Below are 4109 nucleotides of genomic sequence, written 5' to 3'. Positions count from 1 at the left end.
GGGGCGCCGTAGGCATAAACGGTCGCGTTAAGTATTTGCCGCTTGCTTGGGCTTGGACGCCCAAAACAAGCTTCCGCAAAAATAGCGACTCCCCGATTTTTTCCTGTATTTCGATTTTAATAGGTCGCAAATTGCAAGTAGCTTTCTGGTCTCTAAGCTATCTTGAAAGAGCCGTTTAAATACTTTTCCTGTCATGCTTTGAATAAAAGTGTCTGGAGAAAGAACTTGAAATTCACCTGTAGTCAAAATCAATGAAGCAAATCGTTCTTGAATAAATGTCTTCATCGGGTATTGGTTTCTGGATGAGCTATAGCTTGTGTTTTGAGAAGATCCCAGTTTTCCCTTGTTTTCCTCAGAAAATAAAAAACTCTTCTGCGGTATTCTTTTCCATTCCACCCAATATTCTTTTTTTGCAATGACGTAGTTTGAAAAAACGGCTGAGTATGAGTCAGTAACTAGCGATTCCAAATCAATATCAAGGTTCAGATAAGATACAAAATCTTGTGAAAGTTGAGTAATGCCTGGATGCCAAATCTCGCCTTGCTCCCATGGGTTTTTGAAGAAGGCGTTTTGATCCCAGCCTGGAGAAAACAAAGCAACATTAGCGTGCTGGGAGTTTTCTTTTATCATTTGGATGACGTGCTGTGGATCCAGTTGAGTTTTTCTCTGAAACTTTGGCGAAAGAAAGCCATACCAGTCGCCGCTTCTAACGCTGACCGCCATGGATAGCGAAGCGAAGGCGGTTAGTCCGGGCGCCGCAGGCATAAACGGTCGCGTGAAGTTTTTGCTGTTTGCTTGGGCTTGGATGCCCAAAACAAACTTTCGCAAAAATAGCGACTCCCCGGGTTCATTTTCTCTTAAAAAATTGAGGATGACTAAAAATTCGAACCAGTCAGGGCGTTTATTGGACGTGTTGTCCAATGGTATGAATTCAGGAAGTAATTTAGATTTGCTTAATTCATCATAATAAATCTGATATATGTATATGTTGCTCATAAGTACACCGGTTTGGTTGTCTTTATTGTTTTTGATTGGCCTGTTTAGGCTGGGTATGAGTGCGCGACAATTAACCATTGCTGCTTAACAGGCAAAAGCTTATTGGATGGCGAATCAAACGTGCGGTTTCCATCTCAGTGCCTCACTCTCTTGTTTTGCGTGAGCCTCAAGAAGATTGCCTCTCACGGTATTTGCACAAATCATCATACCTTGATGATGCGGTACATCAATCTGATGCTTGATCTTTGATAGTGTGTCTCAATTGAGGAAATAATTGGATCAATTTCTCCGTCATTGTATGTGTCTGAGTTGAGTGTATTTTTCAACGTTACTGTAGTGGTTGATGACAGATGAGATCGATTCTTGGTTGTCCATCAGTAAGAATCGCCCGTGCACAATCTTGTAAGATAACCCCTCATCGTCTCCAGCATGTGATTTTGATTTATTATGTGGTCCCACCGGGACACGAGTCTGAGGTCAGGGAATTATTAGGCCCGGGGCTATCATTACAATGATGCATTTTTATTTGCTGAATGACTCTTTCGCAGCTTGGTTTCGAATCCGCTGATCGAGTGTGATCAAGGATGGTTCTAGTGATTGTGTATAGCTCACCAGATCCATCAAAGGTGAGCGCTTCATCTTCGAGCGAAGCGACTCTCGAAGGCTTTTTAGGCGATCAAAGTCGCCGGCCAATGCGACAGCTTTTCTAATGTAGTCCTCCTCGTTAGATGCTGAGAGTTCATCCAGGCCGATTGCAGAGAGAAAAGCATGGGTTTGGCGGCTAACCATGCGCTGCTGTGGTTCTGTAATAACCGGCACTCCCATCCATAGTGCCTCACAGCTGGTGATACCGCCTGAGAATGGAAAGGGATCAAGCGCAATATCCATATCCCCATACTGTTCAAGCATCGCTTCATGGGGTGATCTTCCCCGCAGCTCGATCCGCTCAGGCTCGATACCGTGCTCAGCAAAGGCCTCTAACACATCATTCCTCAACCCCATGTTCTCGTAGGCCCCCGATTTGAGCAGCAACCTGGAGTCGGGGACTTGTTTCAGGATCTCGGCCCAGCGTGCATAGACCCCGGCGTGATACTTGGTGTGGTTGTTGAACGAGCCGAAGGTGACGTAGCCGCGTTCAAGACAGGGGGGAGGACTCACCTCGGGTGCAAACGGGACTGGCTGGTAGTTGAAGCGCCCACCCTCGAGCTCGACCAGGGGTTCGACAAAGTGCTCTTGCATCTGGGGTGTGGTGTGCCAGCGATCGGTTAGCAGGGCATCGAAGTAGGGGAGGCCGGTAGTGGAGAAGTAGCCGAGGAACTCGACCAGCACCGGTGCGGGGCGCCAGGCGAAGAGATCGATGCGTGAACGCCCTGTGTGACCACTCAGATCGACCAGCACATCGATCTTGTCTTGCTGGATCAGTGTAACCGCCTGCTCATCGTTTAAGTGTCCGATCGGCCGGTAGGTGGTGACCGCCTGGATCTCCTCGGTGACCGCGTCGACCTCGTGGTTGTTGGCGTAGGCGAACACCTCAAAGCGACTCTGATCGTGCTGCTTGAGTAGTGCCTTGATAAACAGTCCTACCGTGTGTTGTCTGAAATCGCCCGAGACATAGCCGATGCGCAGTGGCTCGCCCGGTGCCTTCGGGTAGGGTGCAGGGTGCGGTCGCGGTCCCCCGGCTCGCTTGATGGCCAGCTCCCCCCACTGTTTGGCGATGCGCATCCGGTGGGCATCATCGGCGTCAGGATCGTACTCGAGCAGCATCAGCAGATTACGCAGCGAAGCCGAGTCCTCGGGGTCGAGGTCAAGGACTTGCTCAAAGGCAGCTCGGCCAGCCGGGTAGTGACCGAGTTTCATGTAACAATTACCGAGTGCTGCATGGGTGCTGGCCGAAGCGGAATCGAGCTTGATTGCCTGCTCAAGTATCGTGATGGCGAACTCACTACGATCACAGCGATTGAGTGCCAGCCCCAGCTCGATGCGGGCCTCGACGTAGGCGGGCTTGAGTGCAATCGCCTGCTCTAGGGGCGCGATCGCTTCAGGGGAAGCCCTCATCTTGTTACAGCAGCGCCCCGTATTATATAGATACTCCGCCGTCTTGGGTTTTAATTCACAACAGCGCTTGTAGCGCGGTAGCGCCTCATCGAAGCGCTGCTGCTCGGAGAAGAGGTTGGCGAGGTTGTTGAGGGTGTCGACCTCATCGGGTGCGATTGCCTCGGTGCGCAGGTAGGCGGCGAGGGCCGCATCCAATTGGCCCATCTGCTCATAGGCGTAGCCGAGGTTATAGAGGGCCACGGCATCGTTAGGGTCGAGGGCCAGTCCCAGCTCGATGGCGGCGATTCCCTCCTCGAAGTGCCCCTGTTTGACCCGGTTTAGTCCACGGTTGATCGCCGGAGCGGGGAAGTCGGGCGCGGCCGTGATGGCAAGTGCGAAGACTTCATCTGCCGCCTCGTAGTCCTGCTGCGCCGAGAGGGCGGTGCCGAGCTCGTTGAGACTCTGCGGGTGGTTGGGATGCTGGTTGAGTATCTGGCGAAAGCAGCGCTCAGCCTCATCAAACTGTTCCAGTGCCTGGTGGGCCAGCCCTAGGTTAAAGCGGGCATCGAGCAGCTGCGGTTCGAGTGCGAGCGCTTTCTCATAGCTCTTGATCGCCCGACGGTGCTCACCACGGCCGGCATTAAAGGCGCCGAGCAGCAGGTGGAGCTGGGGGTTTTTCGGTTGGCGCTTGAGCAGGGGCGAGATCCGGGCGACGGCCTTATCGAAACGTCCCCGGTGAAAATAGTCCAAGGCTTCATTGATCTGCTGCTGCACTCAGAGTACTCCCTGCGCTGTTATATTCAGCCAGTAAGAGTACGAAATCTGGTTACTACGCACAACCATAACCAGTAGTAGTGAGGTTCCGTTATATCCACAGGTATCTGACTATCTCCATTGGGCTTGCTCAGATCAAATAAACTCAGCAAAGCACCGAAGTCGATGAGAGGGTCATGAATATTGATCAAGAAAAAGTGTGCATTTCAATCGCTGACCGCCATGGATAGCGAAGCGAAGGCGGTTAGTCCGCGATAGTCGACGCCGTCTGCCTATTCGTAGTTGAGAGCGCGAGCGAACGACGA

Annotated in this window: 2 protein-coding genes; both read right to left on the bottom strand. The window is 51.6% G+C overall.

Features of this window, described 5'->3' with window-relative positions; all coding sequences use genetic code 11:
- Nucleotides 1-27 precede the first annotated feature (27 nt).
- Complete coding sequence (locus tag BOW52_RS16440) at nucleotides 28-996, bottom strand: hypothetical protein (RefSeq protein WP_135622599.1); 969 nt, start codon at nucleotides 994-996, stop codon at nucleotides 28-30.
- A gap of 522 nt (nucleotides 997-1518) precedes the next feature.
- Nucleotides 1519-3804, bottom strand: a complete 2286-nt coding sequence (locus BOW52_RS16435) for a tetratricopeptide repeat protein (protein WP_078485168.1) — start codon at nucleotides 3802-3804, stop codon at nucleotides 1519-1521.
- Nucleotides 3805-4109: the final 305 nt, after the last annotated feature.

The sequence above is a fragment of the Solemya pervernicosa gill symbiont genome (assembly GCF_002020875.1).
Classification (GTDB): Bacteria; Pseudomonadota; Gammaproteobacteria.
The sequence above is the reverse complement of the archived record's forward strand: the minus strand, read 5'-3'. Positions and strand labels throughout refer to the sequence as shown.